The 22,913-nt window shown below is 61.8% G+C and carries 20 protein-coding genes; 13 read left to right on the top strand and 7 right to left on the bottom strand.

What is annotated here, in order from left to right; genetic code table 11:
- Position 1: 1 nt before the first annotated feature.
- Positions 2–745 (bottom strand): enoyl-CoA hydratase/isomerase family protein, encoded by a 744-nt coding sequence (locus ACSOSP_RS04750; protein WP_455309817.1) that lies wholly within the window; start codon positions 743–745, stop codon positions 2–4.
- A 30-nt stretch (positions 746–775) separates the two neighbouring features.
- Entirely contained in the window at positions 776–2,089 is a 1,314-nt protein-coding gene (locus ACSOSP_RS04745; protein ID WP_455309815.1) for an MFS transporter, read from the bottom strand.
- 165 nt (positions 2,090–2,254) lie between these two features.
- Between ACSOSP_RS04745 and ACSOSP_RS04740 the strand changes: the two genes are divergently transcribed.
- Positions 2,255–3,199: a LysR family transcriptional regulator gene (locus ACSOSP_RS04740; RefSeq protein WP_455309814.1), complete on the top strand. Its 945-nt coding sequence runs from the start codon at positions 2,255–2,257 to the stop codon at positions 3,197–3,199.
- 176 nt (positions 3,200–3,375) lie between these two features.
- Positions 3,376–4,587: a CaiB/BaiF CoA transferase family protein gene (locus ACSOSP_RS04735; RefSeq protein ID WP_455309813.1), complete on the top strand. Its 1,212-nt coding sequence runs from the start codon at positions 3,376–3,378 to the stop codon at positions 4,585–4,587.
- A gap of 26 nt (positions 4,588–4,613) precedes the next feature.
- Here the strand turns inward: ACSOSP_RS04735 and ACSOSP_RS04730 are convergent, their stop codons facing one another.
- The 3 genes from ACSOSP_RS04730 to ACSOSP_RS04720 all read right to left on the bottom strand — a co-directional run bounded on the left by ACSOSP_RS04730 (position 4,614) and on the right by ACSOSP_RS04720 (position 7,770).
- Positions 4,614–5,888, bottom strand: coding sequence for an MFS transporter (locus ACSOSP_RS04730; protein ID WP_455309812.1), 1,275 nt, complete (start codon positions 5,886–5,888; stop codon positions 4,614–4,616).
- Positions 5,889–5,902: 14 nt separating this feature from the next.
- Positions 5,903–7,033, bottom strand: coding sequence for a hypothetical protein (locus ACSOSP_RS04725; protein ID WP_455309811.1), 1,131 nt, complete (start codon positions 7,031–7,033; stop codon positions 5,903–5,905).
- Between the two features lie 170 nt (positions 7,034–7,203).
- On the bottom strand, positions 7,204–7,770 hold the full coding sequence (locus tag ACSOSP_RS04720; protein WP_455309810.1) for an ankyrin repeat domain-containing protein: 567 nt from the start codon (positions 7,768–7,770) through the stop codon (positions 7,204–7,206).
- Between the two features lie 548 nt (positions 7,771–8,318).
- Here ACSOSP_RS04720 and ACSOSP_RS04715 point away from each other — a divergent pair.
- From ACSOSP_RS04715 to ACSOSP_RS04690, 6 genes are all read left to right on the top strand, one after another.
- Positions 8,319–8,945 (top strand): DUF938 domain-containing protein, encoded by a 627-nt coding sequence (locus ACSOSP_RS04715; protein WP_455309809.1) that lies wholly within the window; start codon positions 8,319–8,321, stop codon positions 8,943–8,945.
- 416 nt (positions 8,946–9,361) lie between these two features.
- Complete coding sequence (locus ACSOSP_RS04710; RefSeq protein WP_455309808.1) at positions 9,362–10,501, top strand: Rieske 2Fe-2S domain-containing protein; 1,140 nt, start codon at positions 9,362–9,364, stop codon at positions 10,499–10,501.
- A 98-nt stretch (positions 10,502–10,599) separates the two neighbouring features.
- Positions 10,600–10,863: a hypothetical protein gene (locus ACSOSP_RS04705; protein ID WP_455309807.1), complete on the top strand. Its 264-nt coding sequence runs from the start codon at positions 10,600–10,602 to the stop codon at positions 10,861–10,863.
- A gap of 597 nt (positions 10,864–11,460) precedes the next feature.
- Complete coding sequence (locus ACSOSP_RS04700; protein WP_455309806.1) at positions 11,461–11,757, top strand: hypothetical protein; 297 nt, start codon at positions 11,461–11,463, stop codon at positions 11,755–11,757.
- A 2-nt stretch (positions 11,758–11,759) separates the two neighbouring features.
- On the top strand, positions 11,760–12,074 hold the full coding sequence (locus ACSOSP_RS04695) for a hypothetical protein (RefSeq protein ID WP_455309805.1): 315 nt from the start codon (positions 11,760–11,762) through the stop codon (positions 12,072–12,074).
- Positions 12,075–12,078: 4 nt separating this feature from the next.
- Positions 12,079–13,662 (top strand): PepSY-associated TM helix domain-containing protein, encoded by a 1,584-nt coding sequence (locus ACSOSP_RS04690; protein ID WP_455309804.1) that lies wholly within the window; start codon positions 12,079–12,081, stop codon positions 13,660–13,662.
- Positions 13,663–14,024: 362 nt separating this feature from the next.
- Here ACSOSP_RS04690 and ACSOSP_RS04685 read toward each other — a convergent pair whose 3' ends face one another.
- Complete coding sequence (locus ACSOSP_RS04685) at positions 14,025–16,226, bottom strand: TonB-dependent receptor (protein ID WP_455309803.1); 2,202 nt, start codon at positions 16,224–16,226, stop codon at positions 14,025–14,027.
- Between the two features lie 364 nt (positions 16,227–16,590).
- On the bottom strand, positions 16,591–17,283 hold the full coding sequence (locus tag ACSOSP_RS04680; protein WP_455309802.1) for a FadR/GntR family transcriptional regulator: 693 nt from the start codon (positions 17,281–17,283) through the stop codon (positions 16,591–16,593).
- Between the two features lie 353 nt (positions 17,284–17,636).
- Here ACSOSP_RS04680 and ACSOSP_RS04675 point away from each other — a divergent pair, with 353 nt between their 5' ends.
- The 5 genes from ACSOSP_RS04675 (at position 17,637) to ACSOSP_RS04655 (ending at position 22,663) form a co-directional block, all read left to right on the top strand.
- Positions 17,637–19,142 carry a sugar ABC transporter ATP-binding protein gene (locus ACSOSP_RS04675; protein ID WP_455310850.1) on the top strand — a complete coding sequence of 502 codons (1,506 nt, stop codon included), beginning with the start codon at positions 17,637–17,639 and terminating at the stop codon, positions 19,140–19,142.
- Positions 19,135–20,163 (top strand): ABC transporter permease, encoded by a 1,029-nt coding sequence (locus ACSOSP_RS04670; protein ID WP_031361871.1) that lies wholly within the window; start codon positions 19,135–19,137, stop codon positions 20,161–20,163. The genes ACSOSP_RS04675 and ACSOSP_RS04670 overlap by 8 nt, the downstream gene beginning before the upstream one ends.
- A gap of 98 nt (positions 20,164–20,261) precedes the next feature.
- The gene (locus ACSOSP_RS04665; RefSeq protein WP_455309801.1) at positions 20,262–21,206 is read left to right on the top strand and encodes a substrate-binding domain-containing protein; all 945 of its coding nucleotides are present in this window, start codon (positions 20,262–20,264) and stop codon (positions 21,204–21,206) included.
- A 251-nt stretch (positions 21,207–21,457) separates the two neighbouring features.
- Positions 21,458–22,018: a YceI family protein gene (locus ACSOSP_RS04660; protein ID WP_455309800.1), complete on the top strand. Its 561-nt coding sequence runs from the start codon at positions 21,458–21,460 to the stop codon at positions 22,016–22,018.
- A gap of 60 nt (positions 22,019–22,078) precedes the next feature.
- The gene (locus ACSOSP_RS04655) at positions 22,079–22,663 is read left to right on the top strand and encodes a YceI family protein (protein WP_455309799.1); all 585 of its coding nucleotides are present in this window, start codon (positions 22,079–22,081) and stop codon (positions 22,661–22,663) included.
- Positions 22,664–22,913: the final 250 nt, after the last annotated feature.

Here is a 22,913-nt window from a genome sequence, read left to right as displayed (position 1 = left end):
TTCAGGCGCGGCGTTGCCTGATGCGTTCAGCGATGACCGGACCTTGAAGCGAACCTTCATAAGCGGTTCTGTCGGCGCTGAGCGTGGAGTCGCCGTTGGCGATAGCAGTCAACTGACGCTTCATCGACCGCACCGTATCGGGTACACACGCGCGAAACGCATCGATGTATTCCGCCGTGCGCGAGCTCAGTTGTTCGGGTTTGACGAGCTCGGTCAGGAAGCCGATGCGCAGCATCTCGGGCGCCTCCAGCGTCATGCCGGTGAGGAAGAGGCGTTTCGCCTGAGCGAGTCCCAACTCGCGAACGTATCGACGCATGCCGTCGGGGTAATAATGCAAACCGATACGCGCAGCCGGCATGAACATGCGCGTGCCCTCTACGCCGATACGCACGTCGCAACACAGCGCAAGATCCGTTGCCCCGCCATAGACGCTGCCGTTGAGCGCGCAGACAGTGGGCAGGGGGCAGGCTTCCAGTTCGTTCAGGAAGCTTTCGAATGAATCGTCGATATTCCCCTCGGCCAGCGCCGACAACGTATAACCTGAACTGAACGTGGTCGCGCCGGTTCCTGTGACGACCAGCGCTATGGCTGTTTCATCTTTCCCCGCCGCTGCGATCGTTTCCCGGAGCCCGGCCAGATCGGCAGGATCGATACGGTTGTGCTGCTCCACACGCGTGAGCTGGATCGTGACAACGCCATCGTGCCGCGAGCAGGAAAAACCGGGGGTGGTGCTGGTATTCGTCATGTCTCTTGCCAGTTATCGTTAATTCAAGGTTCAGTCGGGCAACGGCTTGCCGCGTGTTTCAATCGCCCATCGCAGCGTGATGATTCCCACAATGAATAGGGATGCCGTCAGCGCAATCGGTATGCCGAGCGTTCCAAAATGGCTCACCGCGACACCCAGGCAAAGACTGACGCCCGCCGCGAAAAACCGTCCGATCGATGTCGAAAAAGCGAACGCGGTAGCGCGGATCGAAGTTGGATACTGCTCGGGCAACCAGAGCGCATACATGGCCGCGTTACCTCCGCCCAGGCCGATGAAAAGCGACAGCGCCATGAACGGAACCAGCCCTGACTGAAGGTAGAACGCCCAGCCGAACCCTGCAACCAGGAACAGTGCGGCGGTGGCGTAATAGGCGGCGAGCGTGGGGCGGCGGCCGTAGCGATCGGCGAGAAAAGGCAGTATCAGACAGCCGATGATCGTACCGATCGAAAAAATGGCCGTGGTTGCGGAGGCCAGTTTGATAGCGGTGATGGCGTCGATTCCCTGCCGCTCCGCCAACTGGATGACCGCTGAGGGCAGATAGATCGAGCCGCCCCAGAGCCCAAGAATGGCGACAGTGACCAGCACCGAATTAACGATGGTTCGCTGCCGGTAAGGCTTCGAAAAGATGTCGCGTAACGGACGTTTGCTGGGTGCCGAAACAGGCGCGTCTGAATGCGTGCGTTTCCATTTGCGCGGTTCGCGGACCTTGAGCAGGGTGTACAGCGCGACCACGACGGGCAGCAAGCCGCACAGGAACATCACACGCCAGCCATAGTGCGTGCCGATGGTGTAGTTGAGCGCCGAAGCGAGGAAAAAACCCGCGTAATAGCCGGTTTGAAGATATCCCGCCCCAGCTCGGCGCCGGTCTTCAGGCCATGCTTCCGCCACATACGTACCCGCCAGCGCCCACTCGCCGCCCACGCCGACGCCCGCGAGAAAACGAAAGATCGCGAGCTCCCAGACGTTGTGCGAGATCGCCGCGAGTCCGGTAAAAACCGCATAGAACAGCGTAGTGGCCGCGAGTACCCGCACTCGGCCGAAGCGGTCCGCAAGCGGGCCCCAGATGTACGAGAATCCCCAGCCCACCAGGAACAGCGCAAACATCAGCGACCCGGCCAGACCGATAACACCTGGCGTCGCCGCATAGCCCGACAACGGCAGCAACTCTTTCAACGCGGGCACGAGCACGAGCGCAAAAATCACGGAGTCCATGCCATCGAGCGTCCACCCCGACCATGCCGCCCAGAACCCGATGATCTGCTCGCGATTGAGCCTTGTTTTATGCGGCAGCGCTTCGCCGATGGCGCGACTCGGTGAGTTCACTCCTGTCTCCTTGGATGTTTTTATCGGGTCCGTGCGGCGGTGCAGAGACGCCCCTTGCATCGGCCCAGGGGCAATATAAGCGGCGGGCGCGACATCGTGGAAATATTGAATTACGATCCATCCATAGTGTTTTTGTTATGGACGATGAAGTTGAAGGAGTGATCGATGGACCTGAAGCAGTTGCGGTATTTCCTGTCGATCGTGGAGTCGGGGAGCATTACGCGTGCGGCCGAGACCTTGTGTATCGCGCAGCCGGCATTGAGCCTGCATATCAAGAATCTGGAAGAGGAACTGGGCGTGCGCCTGTTCAGCCGCAGCGTGCAGGGCGTGAAGGTGACGCCCTCCGGAGAGCTGCTCTACCGCCATGCGAAGGGCCTTGTGCGCCAGGCCGACAACACGAAACTGCTGCTGTCGCAGCACGCGCGCCAGCCGAACGGGACGGTCGTGGTCGGGATGCCTCACAGCACCGCGCACCTGATTGCAATCGATGTTGTCCAGGAGCTTCGCGCTCATTACCCGGGCATCATCCTGGAGCTGACCGAGAGTTCATCGTCGGAACTATACGGACTGGTCTTGCTCGGCCGGGTGGACCTTGCCGTTGTTGTCCTCGACCAGCCGGTTCGCGGGCTTACGCGCACGCCGTTGCTCAACGAACAATTGTTCCTCATCCGTCATCCGGACATGGCGACCGACATAGGCGCGACGTGCAGCCTTGCAGAGTTGGCGCGATTGCCGCTGGTGCTGATCAGCCCGCCGAATATTGTCAGGACGAAACTGGATCGGGCCTTCGCGGCGGCGCAGCTCGATTACAACCTCGTTGCGGTCGTCAACTCCACGTCCATGCTGGTTTCATGGGTCGAACGAGGTGTGGGGGCGACCGTGCTGCCGTGGTCCGCCGTGCATGAACAAGTCACGTCCGGCCGGCTGATAGCCACGCCGCTCGACGGCGACGAATGGCAACGCGATCTGTGGCTGTGTCACGCGGAATCGTTGCCGCTCACGCCGGCGGGCGAGATTGTTCAGGGGCTGATCATCCAGGACGTGCAACGCCGTCTCGCGCCGGGCGCATGGCTGGGGGCTCGCAGTCTTGCGGCGCTGGACGAGGGCTGAGGCATCGCTTCAGCGCTATCCAGCCTCCGGCTCCATATCGCAATGTGATCGATCCATCGTCAATCTGTATTTTTCATCTGCGCGGCGCCCGTCTACCTTGTGCGCTTCATTCGTGTGCTGGTCGATAAAAACATCGACGAAACCAGCACCGTCACAAGCAGGTATCCGGAGGGGACATGGCATTGCCGTTGCAGGGAATCAAGGTGCTGGATCTGACTCGCGCGCTCGCGGGTCCTTTTTGTTCGATGATCCTCGGCGATCTCGGGGCGGACGTGATCAAGGTGGAGCCCTCGCCGAGCGGCGACATGGTCAGGACCTGGGGACCGTTCGCCGGCGGCATCAGCGCTTATTACCTGTCGTGCAACCGGAACAAGCGCGGCATGGCGGTGGATTTTCGCAAGCCCGCCGCGCTCGACCTGCTGCGCAACATGGCCAGTGCCGCCGATGTGGTCCTCGAAAACTTCAAGACCGGTACGATGGAAAGCATGGGGCTAGGGTACGAGGCGTTATCGGCGCTTAATCCAAGGCTCGTCTACGGCAACATTACAGGCTATGGCCGCACGGGTCCGGCCGCATCGTGGCCAGGTTTCGATCAGGTCGCGCAAGGGTACGCAGGCATCATGAGTCTCACGGGCATGCCTGACGCTGGCCCCACCCGCGTGGGCATCGCGATCGGCGACATGACTGCCGGCATGTGGACCGCAATGGGCGTCCTCGCCGCGTTGCTATCGAGGCAGCAAACGGGACGTGGCCAGCGCGTCGAGAGTTCGCTGCTGTCGGGACTGGTCGCCATGCTGGGCGTGCAGGGCCAGCGTTATTTGAGCGCGGGCGAAATTCCTGAGCCGACCGGCAATCATCATCCGGTGATTGCGCCGTATGGGGTCTTCGAGGCGCAGGACGGCGCGCTGAACCTGGCGCCGGGCACGCCAGACATGTGGGTCAAGCTCTGCGAACTGCTTGGGCTCGAGCCCATCATGGCGGACCCGCGCTTCGTCACCAACGAGCAGCGGATGCAGCATCGGCAGGCGCTGAAAGAGATCATCGATACAAAACTGCGCACGCGCACGCGTGCCGACTGGACCACTGATCTGAGACGGCTCGGTATTCCGGCTGGGCCCATCAATAACCTCGCGGACGTGTTCGCCGATCCGCAGGTAGCGCATTGCGGACTGGTCGAAGAAGTGGCGCACGGCACGATAGGTCAGTTGAAGCAGGTGGCGAGCGCGATCAGGATGAGCGAGATGACCGAAGGTTCGGTTCGCATGCCACCGCCCATGCTGGGCGAACACACGATCGATGTGCTGAGTGAGTACGGTTTTTCAGGTGCGCAGATCGATGCGTGGCTGACATCGCAGGTTGTATTGCAGCATGAGCACGCTCTGGGCTGAATCAGGCGCGTGCTCTTTTAACTTCGTCACCCCGCCGGGGTCGCTTCCTTCTCCTTGACGGCTTGGTCGTTGGCGGCGGCATCGCGGGTTTCCGGCATCGCGAGCCATACCAGCGCCACGGCCAGCGCACCGGCTGCGGCAAGTCCAAAGAAGCTCGTGTTCACGCCGAACTTGTCCGCTACGAACCCGGCAATCGCCGTGCTCAGCGTTGCCCCAACACCGGCCGCCAGCCCAAAGAATCCGATACACAAGTTGTACCGGCCCTTGCCGCCGGCCACATCGGCGGCAATCAGCGGCAGCATCACGCCGAACACGGCAGCGCTGATACCGTCGAGCATCTGCACCGGCACCAGCAGGTAAGGGCTGGCCGCGCTGCTCGCGGCCGCGAACAATAGCGCACGTAACGGCAGCGCCGAGAAGCCGATGATCAGCACCGGCCGCCGTCCCCAGCTTTGCGCCTGCCGCCCGACCCACGGCGACAGCCCCGCCACGATGAACTGCGGCACGATAATGCACGCCGCGATCACGAGTTGAACGTTGTCGCCCATGTGCGCGGTAACTTCACCGGCGGCGAGGTTCAGCATGGCCGCGTTCGACAAGTGGAACAGCACCACGCACGCCGCGAAGGTCAGGAGCCTCGGATCACGAAGCAGATCACGCAGGCTTTCAGGGCGCTCGGCGCTCACCGCTTGCGCAATGCTCGCGCCCGCTTTCGCCGCCGCCTGTTTCATGCGCGGCACGACGGGCGCCATCTCGTGATGAATCATGTTCAGCGCGACGAGCGCAGGCAACGCCAGCGCAGCCGTCAAAAAGAACACCGAGCGCAGCGACAGGTACTCGCCGAATACGCCCATCAACGCCGCCGTGAGCGCGCTGCCGATGGACGCCCAGCGCGCATTACGCCCCAGGCGGTTGCCGAGATCGGCGCGCGAGACGAGCGCGAGCGAGATCGCGGCCATGGCCGGCACGAGCATGCAGCTCGCGAAGCCGTGCAACACTTCGGCCGCGAACACGGAGACGAACGTCGGGCTCGCGCCGAGCAGCAGCGCGGCCACGATGATCGCGATGATGGCGGCTGCCGCCGCGCCTTTCTTGTTGCGCAACGCATCGACGAGCGCGCCGGCCGGCAACTGGCTCGCCATCGCGCTGATCGTGCCGACGCTCAGCATCAGCCCGATCTCGCCTTGCGTCCATTTGTTCGCGGCGAGATAGGAGGCGATGAACGGCCCAAAGCCGGTCTGCACATTCGCGACAAAGAAGTTCAGCCAATCGAGCGCGCGCAGACTTCGTGCAATTCCCATATTTCAGATCGTCCTCATTGTTTCGAGGGACGCGCAACGGCGGCCGTTCCGGCTTTCGCGCCGGACCCGGAGCCGGTGGCCGCAGCCGCAGTCGGGGCCGCAACCGCAGCCGCGGACGCAGTCGTACCGGAAGCCGCACCGGGAGCCGAAGCGGGCTCCGGCGACTCGGCAGGTTCCGGTGGGGGGACGACGGGCGAAATGATCTTGATCGGCTGATCGGGCGAATACGTCGGAGCGGCTTTGATCTGGGCGTCGGTGAAATCCAGTTGCAATTGCATGACCTTGTTGCGCGAGACGACGTGCAGGTCGGGCCAGTTGGCGGCGACCTGCCGCTTGTCGGCGGCGAGGGAATCGGAGAGATCGATCACGAGCGCCTGAGGCTGCGCTTCCGAATCGATCAGCACGTCGACTACGCGACCCATCCGTGCGCCGCTTTTCTGCGAGACATTTGAGTCGATGAGTTGAGCGAGCGTCGGTGGAATGTCGTTGACCGAACCCGGTCTCGCCGATGCCTCCTGAGCCTTCGCCTTCGCCGCATTCGATGCGGGATTGCTGCCGGGCGTCGGTATCGCGAAGGTGATGGGCGCTTTTTTCGTGGCGGGCGTGAACCGGAACGCGGTCCACGGGAAGGTCACCTTGCGGTCTCCCACACCCAGGAAACCTGCCAGGTTCACGACCATGATCTTTGGTTTGCCGGCGGCATCGGCGTACATGTCGACCGCGCGGCCGATCACCTTGCCGTCCGGGCGCTGGATCTCGCTGTCGAGCAGACCGCGGATTTGTTCGTGCTGCATGATGCGCGTGGTGAGCAGCGGCGGCGGCGCAGGCGGCGCTTTTTCTTCGACGGGCGGCGGCGGGGGCGGCGGCGGTTTTTTCGGCACGATCACACGCCGTTTGGGCGCGGGGCGCGGGGCTTTCGGTTCGGCCGGGGGAAGCGTCGCGACCGGCGCCGATGCCGGCTCGGGCTCCACGACTTCCGGCTCGACGGGCGGTTGCGGCGTCGACAGGTCCACGATCGGCGCCGCCGCTTGATGCGGGAACAGGCTGCATCCCGACATGACCGCCAGGACAAGGAGGAATGCAAGCGTCCGGGCTACTGTTCGCCAGTGCCATTCGTACGCTCGAAGCGGGAAACCGCCACTCATCACAAGAGCTCCATGTTGCAGGGCTGCCTTCACGAAAGTCGTGCGCCATCGCAGGGGGTATCGATGGCGCGGGGTTTAAGGGGTAAGAGCCGGGGTGAGCTTCAATCCGAACCGGACGAGAGGTGCGAAAAGAGGCAGCGCTCGCTTCGTCCCGTTTCGTCCGGCTTCGCTCAAACGCCCGGCGGACGCGCCTTCGCCTCGGTCGCCTGCGCGAGCCGCGCGGCGGTGTCGGGGGCGCCCATCTTCGCGGCGGCGTCGCGTGCGGTGAAGCCGTTTGCGTCCTTCGCATCGGGGTTCGCGCCTTTCGCGATCAGGAACTCGACCATCTCCACGCGATTGAACATGGCCGCGATCATCAATGCCGTGCGGCCGTCCGGCGATGCCCCTTCCACGTCCGCGCCGTGTTCCAGCAAAGCCTCGATGACCGGCTTGTAACCCTTGAACGCCGCGCCTGCAATCGGCGTCTGTCCGTTGTCATTGCGCAGGTTCGGGTCCGCCTTGTGTTCGAGCAGCACGCGCACCGCGTCGGCATGGCCGTGATAGCTCGCGAGCATCACCAGCGTGTCGCCCTTGTCGTTGCGCAGGTTCGGCGGCAGGCCTTTATGCAGCAAGGTGTCGAGCATGGCGGCGTCACCGCGGCGGGCTACGTCGAAGACCTCGCTCGCGAAATCGATGAGTTCGTCGCTCAAGGGTTCCGGGCTTTGACCGGGAACGCCTGCGGATGAATCGGGTTGCATGGGAGGCTCCATTTGGATTGCATGGACGGGTACGGCGCGGCCGCTGCCCGATGCCGGGGTGCAGGCGGGCGCCGGGTCGGGCGATGTCCGGTTGATACCGCGCTCAGCCGTATCCGGCGGCGACCCTGCGGCCAGTCGCGGTTTATGCAGCTTCCGCAGCTTCCGCAGTCCTTGCAGTTTCTATCAGTGCGTCAGGATACACAGGTTTGGCGGCAGGCCGCACCGGGATAGCAGGAATCGCGCCTTGGTCCGGTCGATCTTGCTGAGCGTCCTGATAACGCGCTCGGAGCGTCATTCTAAAGGGTGCGTGTTCATCGGCCGTCGTTTGTTCCGTGACGCCGATTGCGAGTGACCGGTTTGAGCGGCGGTTTAGCGGGTTCCAAAGTGGCATTGCCCGGTTCTCATCGCGGTCGCTTTCCACCTCTCTCCAGGCTCCCGCCATTGGCATTTTTCGTCATATGCGCCCGCGAACGGCTATCGGACGCGCTTTGCTTGACCTGTGCCTATCGCACGCTTACGCTCGCCAGCACTTCATCCGGAAATGCACCGTGAACCCCGATAACCCCGACACTCTCCGCCGCGTGGCGCCCGCCGCTGAACGTAATCGCGGACCCATTCTCGACGTGCTGAGCCGTGTGCTGCCCAAGTCCGGCGTGGTCCTCGAAATCGCGAGCGGAACGGGACAGCATGCCGTCCACTTCGCCGCAGCGTTGCCCACCGTCACCTGGCAGCCGAGCGATCCCGATGCCGCGTCGCGAGCGTCCATCGACGCCTGGCGCAAGCACGCTTCACTGGCCAATCTCAACGCGCCGCTTGCGCTGGATGTCCGGTCGTCCCCGTGGCCCGTGCCGGATTCCCTTGCGGCAATCGTCTGCATCAACATGATCCACATCGCGCCGTGGTCGGCGGCCGAAGCGCTTTTCAAGGGAGCTGGCGAGCATTTGGCACACGACGGCGTGCTCTTCTTATACGGACCTTACAAGCGCGACGGCGCCCATACCGCCCCGAGCAACGAAGCCTTCGACGACCAGCTTCGCGCCACGAATCCCGCCTGGGGCGTGCGAAATATGGAAGACGTGGTGAAGCTCGGGCGTGCGGCAGACTTGTGGATGGAGGAAGCCGTGCCCATGCCCGCCAACAACTTCTGCCTGATATTCAGGCGCACCGGCATCTGACGAATGCGGGGTAGCGGGCGTGCGGCGGCCGGACCGAGGCAGCCAGATCCAACGCAGCAGGCGGACAGGCGGACCGGCCCAAGCACCCGGGTCCGACGCAGAGCGGGTCGGTCCGAGGCCCGGGACACTCCCGAATGGTTCCGTATCGGCAGGTCGGACGTTCCAGGGGCGTAATAAGCACAGCGTAAAAGACGTCGTTAAAATGTTGCCCGGCGCAGCCGCGAAGCGCCGCAAAAATACCGACGCTGCGCCTGCGCACGCCCATCCAGCCCGCGTCCGGCGGCCGCAGCCGTGCCCGGTCGCGCATCAATTGGCGTCTGGCGTGTAGACTGCGATAGGCCTTTGGTTGCAACGTCTCCTCAAAGCACATTTTTCGTCTGTTTTCTTGCCGATACCCTCAAGCGGAGGCATCGTACATGCATGTAGCGCTGCAACAGGACGTCGCTCAGAGCGAACTTCCGTCCCAACAGTCTCAACCCGCGGCGCGTGATCTGCGCCGCGTCGATATTCACCCTGATCACTGGTATCCCGTCGCCTGGTCGCGGGAAGTAAAACGCGGCAAGGCCCATGGCGTTCGTTTCGCGGGTGACCCCGTCGTGCTGGTTCGCACGGAAAGCGACAAGGTGTTTGCGCTGGAAGACCGCTGCGCGCATCGGCAGGTGCCGTTGCATGCGGGCGTGGTCGACGGTGAATCCATCCGTTGTTGTTATCACGGCTGGACCTACGACTGCACCGGCCGCTGTATAGATGTTCCGTATCTCGGGCGTGAACGCCTGCCGAACGGCGTGCGCTCGTATCCGTGCCGGGAAGAAGCCGGCCTGATTTTCATTTTCCCCGGCGACCCGCTGCTCGCCGAGACCACGCCGTTTCCGGCGCTTGGATCAGTTGGCGATAAAGCCTACAAAACGCGCCGCTTCGGCCGCGAAGTGAAGTGCCATTACAGCTTCATGCACGAGAACCTGATGGACATGAACCATCAGTTCCTGCATCGGAAACAGATGGGCCAGATGAAGGCGCGTTCTGTCGGGCGCAGCCGTGGCGATGACTGGGTGGAAGTGAATTACACGTTCGCGCGCGAGGAGGGCAAGCAGCCGATCGGCGAGGCGCTGGTGTTCAGCCAGAAGCGCGGCACCAAGCCCGATGAAAACAACAAAGACGTGATGACGATCCGCACGGAGTATCCATACCAGACGCTCAGGATCCGCACCAAGGACCAGACGATGGTGATGGACCTGTGGATCGCGTACGTGCCGCTCGACGCCGAGCAGCGCACCAACCGCACGTTCGGCCTGCTGTCCATCCGCCGGCCGAAACTCCCTGGCATTCTCGATGCCGCGTGGCCATTGCTGGTGTGGTTCACCGAGCGTATCTTCAAGGAAGACCGGTGGATCGTGGAGCGCGAGCAGGAAGCGCATGACCGGCAGGGCGCCGACCATAACCATGAGGTTTTCCCGGTCATCCTCGAACTGCGTTCGCTGCTCACTGAATGCGGCGCGCCGGTTCGGGAAAGCACGACGGAGCGTCGTGTGCATATGATCCAGCCGATCAGTGATTAGTCGCGGCCTGACTTGTGCGCACGACAAATTGCCGCAGTACCAACGTCTTGATCAAGACGTCGCAGTCATGAAGTTTTAACCAGAAGAGGTCGACCATCATGGAACCCAACTCGACAGAGAACCCGGTCAAGCCGGCGGCGGACGCGCCCCCGGAACAGGATCACTTCGATGCCGCCATCAGCCACGTCGATCATTCCTATGCCTCGGGTGTGATGGCTGCAGGCGCGGCCAAGGGCATTCTCTACAGCGTGATCGAGACGCTGGGCACGCTTATCGGCGACCCGGATTTGCCGGAGCATGCACGCTCCGGCTATCAGGCGTTGAGAGTGAGCGCGCAGGAACTGCGCTCGAAGATCGACTAGGCGTGTTCGCCTTGTTTTTCGTTTCAGCCCGGAGTCGTGCAGCGGGTCACAAGGGCGCGTTTTTATGCCCCCTACGTTCCCAAACAGCAACGGCTCGGGCAATAATGTCAGGTCAACCACGGAGCACATCATGAGCAAGAGCCAGGACGCGAAGAAAACCGAGAAGAAGGTCGCTCTCAAATCGCCGAAAGAAAAGAAGGAAGCGAAGAAAGTGAAAAAGGAGGCGACCAAGCGGCAGTAAGGCAGTAACGGGAGTGGTGGTTTGAAAGTGACGCAAGAGCAGCAAACGGGCGCGTTCAAACGTCCGCCCGTCTGATCTTTTCGAGCTTCAGCTTTTAGATCTCCAGTTTCTGACAGCACGGTTTTTATCAAACAAACGGCCCGCTTTCAGCGGGCCGTTTGTTTGGGCGTAGGTCATGTGTAAATGTGGGTGTTCGAGCTGTCCCGGTCATTTTTTATACGGCCTCCGCGCAATGCGTTTGGCCGCCTGTTCAGACGCAGATGCCCCGGCCCTCGCAAATTTCTGTATGATAATGATTCTCAATAACTTGTCTCGATCCGTTTTTACAGATTGGGACGGCACTCTGCACGCTCTCCATGCAAGATTTCTTCATGCCGGCATCGGTGCTGTTCGCGATCGCCGGTGCACTCGCGTTTTATCTGGCCGCACCGGGCCAGCGCTGGCTGAGCGCACCGCTGGCGCCTCGGCTGTTCAGATCACTCGCGGCACTGTCAGGCATTCTGGCGTTCGCTATCGGCGCGAGCAGGCTGCATCCGGCCACCTCGCTTGCCATCGTGTTCACGGCGGCCATGGCGAGCCTGACTGCGTGTCCGTTTATCGGCGTGTTGCTTGATCGGGTCCGGGTGGGTGGCGCTTCGCGGGTGGCGCGTTGACCGTGAAGACCGTGCCGCCTGCGAAAGAGCGCAACACGCTGTCGCGGGACTGGTTGTCGAAGACACTGGCGGGTGTGATCGGAGGGTTCGGGCTTGCGATTGCCGCGAGCGGACTGCTTGCCTGCCTGACGCCCGGCGCCCTCGATGAACAAAACAAGTTCCAGGTCGCCATGTGGCTCGTGCCGCCCGTATGGATCGGCGTGATGAGCGCCAACTTCATGTTCCGAACCGGGCTGCGGGCGTGGGTCTGGCTGGGCAGCGCGAACGCGCTCGGTTTCGTGATGCTCGCGCTAGCCCGTCATTTTTTCATTCGATAACCCCATGCGCAGCGACGTCATCCGCGTCTATAAGACGGTTCATACGTGGACCGGCATTGTTGCCGGTCTTGCGCTTTTTATCGCGTTCTACGCCGGCGCGGTGACCATGTTCAAGAACACGCTGAACGAGTGGGTCACGCCGCCGGCCGCGCATGCCGAGGTTTTCCCGCTGGCTCAGGCGGCTGCGGTTATCGAACAGACGCTGGCCGCGCATCCGGATGCAAGGCGCCAGTTCACCTTGCGGATCGAACCTGCGGGCGCGGCGAGTCTTTCGTGGCGAGAGCGCGGCAAGCCGCAGCGTTTCACCGCCACGCTCGATGCCGCCGGCAAGCTCGAAACGCATGCGCGGGGTTCGTCGAACGCAGCGAGTTTCATCGATATCCTGCATATGACTGCCGGCATTCCGGGCGGTTTCGATGTCGGCATGGGTGTGATGGCCGTGGTGTCGCTGCTTTACGGGCTCGCGCTGGTGTCCGGTGTGATCGTGCTGCTGCCGAGCCTGATCAAGGATCTGTTTGCGTTGCGCGTGGGCAAGAACCTCAAGCGGATGTGGCTCGATGCACATAACGTGGTCGGCATTCTTAGCTTGCCGTTCCATGTGGTGATGGCGTTATCGGTTGTCGCGTTTGGCTTGAGCGACTATATCTTCGCTGTGCAGGATCGCGTGATCTATGGCGGCACGCTCAGCGCCACCGAGCAGGCGCAGAACCCGTATTACTCGAAAGCGCCTGTAGTACCGGGCAGCCCCACGACGCTTGTTTCACCGCTTCAGATCGTGGCCGCGGTGAAGCAGCACGCGCCGGAATTCGAGCCGATGGAACTGGTTTATCGCGGAGCGGGAGCGCCGGGTGCGACCGTATTTGTGAGTGGCGACGATCCGCGTTATCTGGCGCGCAGTGGAGGATTTGCGTTGCTGGATCCGGTGACCGGACGCTTCCTGAATGCTCAATTCCTGCCCGGCGCCGCCGATGGCAACGCGTGGTCTGCCGCCACCAGCGCATTTTTCGCGTTGCACTTTGGCAGTTATGGCGGCGAGCCGATCCAATGGGGTTATTTCATTCTCGGCCTGGCCGGCGCGTTCTTGTTCTATTCGGGCAATCTGCTGTGGATCGAGAGCCGCCGGAAGCTTGAACGTGGGGGAGATGCGCCCAGGCAACGGCCTGCGACCTACTTCATGGCGGCGCTGACTGTTGGCGTAACGCTGGGTTGCGTGGCCGGTATTTCCGCGACGCTCGCAGCGGGGAAATTGCTCAATGGCCGTGTGGCGGATCTATCGGCGTGGCATGCGCGAATTTATTACACGATGTTCCTGGCGAGCATCGCATGGGCGTTCGTACGGGGCGGAGCACGCGGATCGGTCGAGCTGTTGGCGCTGGCAACGGGTGCGACTTTGCTGGTGCCGCTGGCTTCGGCCGTCGGGTGGTTGTTCCCTTCCACTGGCCTGTGGTTTAACCCGGCGGCGCTCGGGGTGGATGTGTGCGCGCTGATAGGCGCAGGATGCTTTGCCTGGATGTTGCGGGCAACCGCGAAGCGGGTCGCGACAGGCCGGCAGGATAGCGTATGGCGATATTCCGCTCGCACCCGCTGACGGAGGTTGAGCGGAGCTGCGTCGGATACTGGACGGAGTCGATCGCAGATTGCCGCCCTGTATGAGCTTGACGCGCGTGGAATTTGGGGCTGACGCATCCATCGATGCGGCCTCTTCAAACATGGGCGTAATCGAGCGTTGCGTCTGCACGGACGACTATCGCAATGCGCTGCAAACGCGCAATTCCATCGATCAACCTTGTTGCGGCGACATGCCTTACTGAACGCAATGCGGGGCATCGTGAACTACGTCACGATGCCCCGCATTTACTTATCAGCCGACTACGATTTCCTTCCGGCCGCCGAACACATGCGTTGCAACCGGCCATCGTTACAACAACCGGTTTGCTAGAAAGCCTGTTTTCAGAAGTCCGTGGTCATCGAGAGCAGCAGCGTCCGCGGTTTCCCTTCAGTCAGGTACGCACCGGTCGTCGAGGCCCAATACGCCTTGTTCGTCACGTTCTCCACGGTCGCGCGGAACGTGGTGACGTGCTTCAGGATGCTCGTCGTGTAGCGCGCGCCGAGATCGAAACGGTCCCACGCCGGGATCGACAGCTTGTTCTGCGCGTCGAGATACTGGTTGCTGGTGTGGATCCACGCGGCATTGACCGTGACGCCGGGCAGCATCGGAACATCGTATTCCGCGCCGATGTTGAACAGGTAGCTCGGCACGCCGACCGGGCGCAGGCCGTCGGTGGCGCCGCCATTCGTGTCGAGTTGCTTGGCGTTGAGCATGGTCGCGCCTGCGAGCACGCGCACGCCGTGCAGCGGCTCGCCATACACCGAGAACTCGAGACCGCGATGACGCTGCGTGCCGTTGGCGGCGAACACGTTGGTCGTGCTGTCCGTGTAGGCGGACGGTTGTTCGATCTGGAACGCCGAGAGCGTCGCGCCGAAGTGATTGGAATCGTACTTCGCGCCCACTTCGTACTGCTTCGTGCGGCTCGGCGACAGCGTTTGGCCCACGTTGGCCGCGCCGAATGGCGCAGTCTGCCCGGCGCTCAGCGATTCGCTGCGGTTCGCGAACAGCGCGACATTGTTCGTCGGCTTCACGACGAGGCCGAAGATGGGCGTCGTGATCGACTGGTCGTACGAGGACGAGACGGTGTCGGTGCCGACCGTGTAGTTGTTCTGGTGCAATTGCTGGTGACGCGCGCCGATCGTGAACAGGACGCGGTCGTTCAGGAAACCGAGCGTGTCGGAGAGGGCCACGCTGCGCGTCAGGATCTGGTCGGCAAGACCCGGATCAGCGAAACTTCCCGCGACAAAACCGTTGGCCGCAGGCTCGGGCACGATGCCGCCGCCGTACAGGCTCGTCGGGAACGAACTGCTGAAGGCGAACGCTTCACGATCCTCGAGCGTCGTGATCGCAAAACCCGCGCTGACCAGATGGCTGACCGGGCCGGTAGCGAAGTGCCCGCGAACGCCGGCTTCGGCGGACAACGCGTCGGTGGTGCGCAGGATGTCGCCGCGCGTCGCGGTCGTGCCGGTTTCAGCATTGAAGGCCGGCGACGAGTACGTGCCGTCCTCATGCAAGCGATGGATGCCGCCGCTCACATACGCCGTCCACGCGGGCGCGATGTCGTATTCGGCCCGCGCGATACCGACGGTGTCTTCAAGCGTGCTTTGCGTCCAGGGTTGGGCAAAGTTGCTGGCGGCGGACGGGACGCTCGGCACCTGGTCGCCGGATACGGAAACCGTCGAGCGCCCTTGATCGATGTTCCTGCGCTGGTAGAGAAAATCGCCATACAACCGCACTTTGTCGCCGCGATAATCAAGCGAGACGGCGGTTGAAGTGTTGTGGCGGAATTCATCGTCGATGCTCGTTTCGCCGCCGAGGATCGCGCTGTTCACGCGAATGCCGAACTGTCCGTCGCTGCCGAAGCGGCGGCCGACATCGACGTGCGTCCCCAGTTGACCCGAGCCGCTGCCTTCCACGGTCACGCGCGTGAGGGGTTTGTCGTCCGCGCGTTTCAGTTCCAGGTTAATGCCGCCGCCTACCGCCGAACCGGTGGGTGACGCGCCGTTCAGGAATGCATTGGCGCCCTTGAACACGTCAACGCGTTCAAGCACTTCCGTCGCCACCAACTGGCGCGGCGTGATGCCGTACAGGCCGTTCAAGGAGATGTCATCGCCGGTCAATTGGAAGCCGCGAATGACGAACACTTCCGAGAAGTTGCCAAAGCCGAAAGCCGGGCGAACGCCGGGATCGTGGGACAAGAGTTCGCCGACCGAGTGCGCCTGTTGATCTTCGATCGCCTTCGACGTGTAGCTCGTCATGCTGAAGGGCACGTTGATCATTTCCTGATTGCCGAGCACTCCGAACTTTGCACCGCGAGCGATCTGGCCGCCGTCATAGGCAGGGGCGAAATCGCCGGGCAGGGGATCTTTGGCTGCCTGGACTTTCACCGCCGGCAATACGTTTTCCGTCGCGTCGGGAGAAGCGCTCTGCGCGCGGGCGGTGGACGTTGCGCCGATTGTCAGGGGGAGCGCCGCGTAAAGGAACGCGAGGCGGACAGCGTTGGATAACGGTCGGACAGACGATGAACCGGTAAAAATGGACATGGCGATTAGTGAGTTGGCACGCGAAGTGGTCGCTGGGTGACTGCGAGCAGGTAAGTAGCGGACGAAAGCCATTGACGAGCGCAGCGGACGATCGTGACCGCGTGCTCGTGGCGCAATCAGGCAGGCATTGGCGCCGCGAGCGATGTCTTGGTCTTGTTGCCGATCAACAAATTACGGGGAGATGGAAATTGGCTGACAGATTATACACGAATGCGAATCGTTATCATTCGCAGTTTCAGTATTGATAGCGATGCTGCGTGGGAGAGGAGGCTGACTGGGAAAGGCTGAAAAATGGGGGCCGACGCCGCGTATGGCCGATCGATGCGTAGCGTGGCTTGTGCGAGCGGTGTAGCGGACCGGACGCTTAAACGCCGCCCACCCAGCGCTCTTCCGACGCCTTCAAATGCGACCGGATGGCGGCCTGTGCGGCAATCGGGTCGCGCGCTTCCAGCGACCTCAGGATCCGTTCGTGCTCGGACAGCGCGACGCCCCAGGTCGTGATGTTTTCCGCAAGCCCGCTCACCTTGGCCGCGATTGGGTCGTTACGGCCATCGAATAACTCGCCGACCAACCGGGTCAGCACTGAATTCCCCGCGATTTCAGCCAGGGTTATATGGAACAGCCGGTCCGGTTCCAGCGGCGAACGTCCTTGCGCGATCAGCTCGCGCATCGACTCCACGCTCTTTTGCAGGCGTGCCATTCCGTCCGGCGTGAGCCGCGTGCAAGCCAGCACGATCACGCTTCCTTCGATCGCCGCGCGCGCCTGCATCAACTCGGTGGGGCTTTCGCCCATGGACGTCAGCGGCGGCTCTTCGGTACTGCCTTCGCACACATACACGCCCGAGCCCATCCGTATCTCGACTTGACCGCGAATTTCGAGCGCGATCAACGCTTCGCGCAACGACGGCCGCGACACCCCCAACTGCTGCGCAAGCTCACGTTCCGGCGGCAGGCGCGAACCCGCCTGGAAGCTGCCGAGGCGGATCAGCGTGTTGATCTGGTCGGCAATGGTTTGATACAGCCGTCGCGTTTCAACCGGTTTTACAGATGTCGTCATGGGCGTCAGGCAGGGATCGAAGTGTAAGGTGGCTTGACCAATTGGCTTCAGCATCGCTTGACCGGTATCCCATTAGATATAAGGGTAAATACCGCGATTCCAGAGTAGGCCTAACGCCATTATCATTCACAACAGGTAAGGCCACTTGCTGAAAGACAAAAATTGGCTTGACCACTTTGGCGCCGGAACGATGATCGGCGTCATCCCCAGAATCTGAGAGACCCCGCCGAGGAGAGAACGCCCGTGCACATGCTCATACGAGTCGACGAGGCCCCGCGATGAACGCGGCAGCCCAACAGGGCGCGGCGCATATTGCGTCACATGCGGCGTCACATGCAACCGGCCGGTACGCCATGCCGGACGGGCCCTTGCTGCGCCTGAACAGCGTTGGCAAGCGCTTCCCCGGCGTGATCGCGCTGCAAAACGTCAGCTTCGACGTCCGCGCAGGCGAAGTGCATGCCATTTGCGGCGAAAACGGCGCGGGCAAGTCGACGCTCATGAAGATCGTCAGCGGCCAATATCGGCCGGACGAGGGTGAGATCTACATCGACGGCCGCGAGCACCACTTCGCGTCCACGCTCGAGGCGCAGGCGGCGGGCATCGCGATCATTCACCAGGAACTGAACCTGATCCCGCACTTGTCCATCGCGGAGAATATCTTTCTGGCGCGCGAGCCCAAGCGCGGAATTTTCATCGACCGGGCGCGTCTGGCCGCCGATTCCCAAACTGCGCTCGATCGTATCGGCTTGCCGCTCAAGCCTCGCACGCTGGTGGGCTCGTTGTCGGTCGCGCAGCAGCAGATGATCGAGATCGCCAAGGCGCTGTCGCTCAACGCGCGCCTGTTGATCATGGATGAACCCACGTCGTCGCTGACTGAATCCGAGACTGTGCATTTGTTCCGGATCATCAAGGAGTTGCGTGCGGCGGGCGTGGGCATTGTCTATATCTCGCATCGGCTGGATGAGCTGGCCGAGATCGCCGATCGCGTCACCGTACTGCGCGACGGCCGCACCATTTCCACCGATGACTTCGCCGCGACCACGATCGAGCAAGTGGTCTCGCATATGGTCGGCCGCGATCTCGACGATGTCTTTCCCGAACGCAAATCGAAGCCGACGAGTGAGGTGTTGCTGAGCGTAAGCGGACTCAAGCGCCGCGATGTGTTCGGGCCGGTGAGCTTTGAATTGCGTCGCGGGGAAATCCTCGGCTTTGCGGGACTGATGGGCTCGGGGCGCACTGAAGTGGCGCGCGCAGTGTTCGGCGCCGATGCGGTGGAGGCGGGCGAAGTCCAGTTGCAAGGCAAGCGTCTCTCGATCCATTCGCCCATCGATGCGATCCGCAACGGCATTGCGTATCTCTCGGAGGACCGCAAGGGCAATGGTCTCGCGCTGCAGATGACGGTCGCGAAGAACATCACGCTCGCGAACGTGGAAGCCGTCTCGGGCGCGGGCGGGTTTATCCGCTTCGAAGAGGAGGCGAAGGTCGCGCGCAAATATGTCGATGCGCTCGGCATTCGTACCCCGAGCGTGAACCAGATCACGCGCAATCTCTCGGGCGGTAATCAGCAAAAAGTCGTGATCAGCAAATGGCTCTTCCGCGAATCGAAGATCCTGTTCTTCGATGAACCCACGCGCGGCATCGACGTCGGCGCGAAATACGCGATCTATGAACTCATGGACCGGCTCGCGGCGCAGGGCATCGGCGTTGTATTGATCAGCTCGGAACTGCCCGAAATCATGGGCATGACGGACCGCGTGGCCGTGTTTCATGAAGGCCAGATAGCGGGCGTGCTCGAGACCCGCAAAACCAATCAGGAAGAAATCATGCACTACGCATCAGGACGGACCGCCCATGCTTGAGATGACTACCGACCCGGCGCACGCCGACCGTGCCCGCGCCCGTGAACGCCGCAAGGACCTGATCCAGAAGTTCGCGGCGCTGGGGAGCCTCGTGATGCTCGTGGTCGTGTTCTCGGCGACCAGCAACGCATTCATGTCGCTCGGCAATGGCATGACCGTGGCGTTGCAGGTGACGTCCATCGCGTATCTCGGGCTTGGCGCGACGTGCGTGATCATTACTGGCGGTATCGACTTGTCGGTCGGGTCGGTGCTCGCGCTCTCCGGCGTGGTCGCCGCGATGCTCGTGAAAGCCGGCGTGCCCGTGCCGATAGGCATGCTCGGCGGCGTGGTCGTGGGTGCGATCTGCGGCGCGTTCAATGGGTTGTTCGTGACGCGCATGGGCTTGCCGCCGTTTATCGCCACGCTGGGCATGATGCTTGTGGCGCGAGGCGTGGCGCTGCAGATTACCGGCGCGCGGCCGGTCTCGGGGCTCGGCGATTCCTTTGCCGAACTGGGTAACGGTTCGCTGTTTCGCGTGGTTCGCATGGGCTCGGACGGGTTCCCCGACATCGTGTTTCCCGGCATTCCGTACCCCGTGATCATCATGGTCGTGCTGGCGGTGCTGGTCGCCATCATGCTTAGCCGCACCTCGCTCGGGCGGCACATCTACGCGGTCGGATCGAATGCGGAAGCGGCGCGGCTGTCGGGCGTGAACGTGAACCGCGTGAAGCTGTTCACCTATGTATTGTCCGGCGCGCTTGCGGGCTTGACCGGGTGCGTGCTGATGTCGCGGCTGGTGACGGCGCAGCCGAACGAAGGCGTGATGTACGAACTCGATGCCATCGCAAGCGCGGTGATCGGCGGCACGTCGCTGATGGGCGGCGTCGGCACGATCTCCGGCACGGCGATCGGCGCGTTCGTGATCGGCATCTTGCGTAACGGGCTGAACATGAACGGGGTGTCGAGTTTCATCCAGCAGATCATCATCGGCCTGGTTATCTTGGGGACGGTGTGGATTGACCAGATCCGGAACCGGAGATGAGTTTCATCGGACGCGTCTTGAGCGTTCGCGATGTAGAAGAGACGACGTAGAAGAAAGCGGGGTCCCACGGGGTGTTACAAAATCAACAGGAGCGAGACATGAAACTGACTACGAAGGCGATGTTCACCGCTATGCTTGCCGTCGCTGCAAGCAGCGCGTTTGCGGCGGGCGGCGAGATTGCGGTGATCGTGAAGAGCGCCGATTCGAACTACTGGCAAAACGTCAACAAGGGCGCGACTGCGGCCTTGGCGACCGAGAAGGGTTACACGATGACCTTCCAGGGCCCGGCTGCCGAATCCGATATAGCCGCCGAAGTGAACATGGTCGAGAACGCGGTGAACCGGAAGGTCGCGGGGATCGTGTTGGCGGCGTCGGATCCGGATGCGCTGGTGCCGGCCGTGAAGAAGGCATGGGAAGCGCATATTCCGGTGGTGATCATCGACTCGGCCTTGTCCGATTCGGGCAAGCCGTATTACCAGGCTTTCCTGTCCACCGACAATGAAAAGGCCGGCGAGATGTGTGCTCAGGCATTGATCGCGCGGGTGGGGCAGACGGGCAAGATTGCGTTGATGTCGTATGTGGCCGGCGCCGGGTCCGAAGTGGGGCGCGTGGGCGGGTTCCGTAAGTATCTGGCGGCGCATTCGAAGTTGCAGGTGGTCGGTCCGTATTACTCGCAGTCGCAAATGGCTAACGCGTTGAATCAGACGACCGACGTGCTTGCCGCCAATCCCGACCTGAAGGGTATTTTCGGGGCGAACGAGCCGACGGCGGTGGGGATGGGCCGCGCGCTGGCGCAGTCGGGCAAGGCGGGCAAGGTGATTGCCGTTGGATTCGATGGTAATTCCGATCTGCAGAACTTCGTGAAGGACGGCACGATCCAGGCGATCGCCGTGCAAGGCTCGTATCAGATGGGCTACAAGGGCATTCAGACGGTGATTGGCGTGATCGAGAAGAAGGCGCCGCCGAAGTTCGTCGATACGGGTGTCGTCATGGTCGACAAGGGGAATATCGATCAGCCGGTGGCGAAGAACGTGTTGTATTGAGGGTTGGTGATTGCTGGCCCGTTGCTACGGGCCAGGCAGGTGATGCGCAGTGCGAAGGGGTTGCTGGATGATCCTTTCGCGCTGCGCTTTTTTGTTGGCTTTTGCGGTTTAGTTTTGCCCGACGCTGATCGGGTTTTGTTGTCAGTTTCTCCATTACCTTCACCGATAGAACAATCTGTTCTTTCCCTGTGGCTATCCGCCGCATATCGGGTCGAATACCATGCCGTATCGATTACGACCCTAAGCCTGATATGCAAACACCCTTGTACCGATGGTTATTGGCGGCTTCCGCCGCCACCGCTTTATTCGCCAGCGCCGCTCAAGCCCAGGTCGATACGACCAAGAGCACGGTCACGGCGACATCGAAGCAAATGAACGTGCCGGTTGAAGGCAAGTTCAAGAAGTTCACCGCGCAACTCGACTTCGATCCGGCCAAGCCGGCGGCCGGCAGCGCGAATCTGACCATCGATACGAGCAGCTACGATCTCGGCGATGACAGCTACAACAAGCAAGCGACCGACAAGGACTGGTTCGATACGGCCCATTTCCCGACGGCTACGTTTGTTTCAACGGCCATCGCGCCGGCCGGCGGCACGAAGTTCAACGTCAGCGGCAAGCTGACCATCAAGGGTAAATCGCAGAACGTCACCGTGCCGGTCACCGTCACGAGCCAGGGCGCGACGCAAACCTTCGATGGCTCATTGCCCATCAAACGCACGCAGTTCGATGTCGGGTCAGGCGAATGGAAGGACACATCGGTTGTCGCCGACGAAGTCGTCATCAAGTTTCATCTCGTCGCGGCCAAGAAATAAGCCACGCGGTAAGCCAAGAAATAATCGTTCATCGATCACCACATTTATCCAGGAAAACTCATGAAAAAGAACCTTCTGATTGCAGCCGCCGGCGCGCTTTTCGCGGCCCTTTCGTTCAACGCGATGGCTGAAGAAGCCACGTATCAGCTCGATCCGAGCCACACGTCCCCGAGCTTCGAAGCCGACCACTTTGGCGGCCTCTCGGTCTGGCGCGGCAAGTTCACGAAGAGCAGCGGCACGGTGACGCTCGATCGCGCGACCCAGAAGGGTACGCTGGAAGCGACCATCGACATGACGTCGGTCGATATCGGCAATGAAAAGTTGAATGGTGAACTGAAGAGCGCGCAATTCTTCGACACCGACAAGTTCCCGACGGCGACCTACAAGGGCACGTCGATGAAGTTCAAGGGCGATGTGCCGGTTGAAGTGATCGGCGAGCTGACGCTGCACGGCGTGACGAAGCCGGTGAACCTGAAGATCGAATCGTTCAAATGCATCATGCATCCGATGCTGAAGAAGGAAGTGTGCGGCACGGAATCGACGGGTACGTTCGATCGCGGCGACTTCGGCGTGGACTACGGCAAGGCATACGGCTTCAAGATGAAGACGGTGTTGCATATTCAAGCCGAAGGCGTGAAGCAGTAAGTCTGTTGAAATTGCCGGCATGCGTGTTGCGATGCTGGCTCTTCAATCGAAGAACGCCGTTCCAACGTAAGTTGGAGCGGCGTTTTTGTTAGTGCGCCCAGCATGGGCGCAATCTCGAAGGTGAGCGCCTCCGAGAAAGCGAGTGGGCTGATGTGCAAAAACGGTCTGCTCCACATGTCGCGCACGCCTGGCCCCCAATGCGCCGTGCCTCTGCTATAACCTCCATTGCCGTATCTGTAGCAATGGAAAT

The organism is Caballeronia sp. KNU42 (genome assembly GCF_053760385.1).
Note: the sequence above shows the minus strand (reverse complement) of the source record. Positions and strands in the feature narration are given on the sequence as shown.